Genomic DNA, 983 nt, shown 5'->3' with positions numbered 1-983 from the left:
GAGATGTGTATCCGAGACAGGAATAAATGAATTTGGACTGAAACTTTCTATTCATCATTGGATTAACGATGCCTTAATGGCAATATTCTTCTTTTTTGTAACATTGGAAATAAAAAGAGAATTTTTGCAAGGTGAATTATCTAATTTAAAACAAGCTTTACTTCCAATTATTGCTGCAGTCGGCGGAATGGTAATACCGGCTTTATTTTATGTTGTTATTAACTATGGTAATGCAGAAACAATTAATGGATGGGCAATCCCTTCCGCTACAGATATAGCTTTTTCTTTAGGTATTCTGTCTTTACTCGGTTCAAGAGTACCAATATCTTTAAAAGTTTTTTTAACAGCCCTTGCAATCATTGATGATCTAGGAGCAATATTAATCATTGCTTTCTTTTACTCTGGTGATTTGAGTATAATGAATTTAGGTTTCATATTATTGTCGTTTATTATCTTATTAATATTAAATAAATTTTCAGTCAAAATATTTACACCTTATTTGGTAGTTGGATTATTTATGTGGTACTTCACATATAAATCAGGAGTACATGCAACAATTGCTGGAGTTTTATTAGCAACTACTATTCCACATAGAATTGGAGATAAAGATTTTTCATTACTTGTAAAAATTGAACATGCTATTTCACCATATGTTGCATTTATCATTATGCCAATATTTGCATTTGCAAACGCAGGTGTAAGCTTAAGTGGATTAACGTTTAATGCATTATTAAATCCTGTTCCATTAGGAATATTGCTCGGTTTATTTTTTGGAAAACAAATAGGAGTTCTATTTTTTTCTTATATATCAATTAAATTTAAATTTGCAGAGATGCCAAATAATTCAAATTGGTTAAGTATTTATGGTGTTTCAATATTAACTGGTATTGGTTTTACTATGAGTTTATTTGTTGGTAATTTAGCATTTGTAGATAATCTTCAGTATATAGATGGCGTTAAGATAGGTGTTTTATCTGGTTCTT

General features: G+C 29.5%; 1 protein-coding gene. It reads left to right on the top strand.

Annotation, left to right across the window (positions count from 1 at the left end):
- On the top strand, positions 1 to 983 hold a 983-nt coding region (nhaA, locus tag ACTT9D_RS07425), incomplete at both ends, for a Na+/H+ antiporter NhaA (RefSeq protein ID WP_440931144.1).

The sequence above is a fragment of the Candidatus Pelagibacter sp. genome, from assembly GCF_052049815.1.
Classification (GTDB): Bacteria; Pseudomonadota; Alphaproteobacteria; order Pelagibacterales; family Pelagibacteraceae; genus Pelagibacter.
The sequence above is the reverse complement of the archived record's forward strand: the minus strand, read 5'-3'. Positions and strand labels throughout refer to the sequence as shown.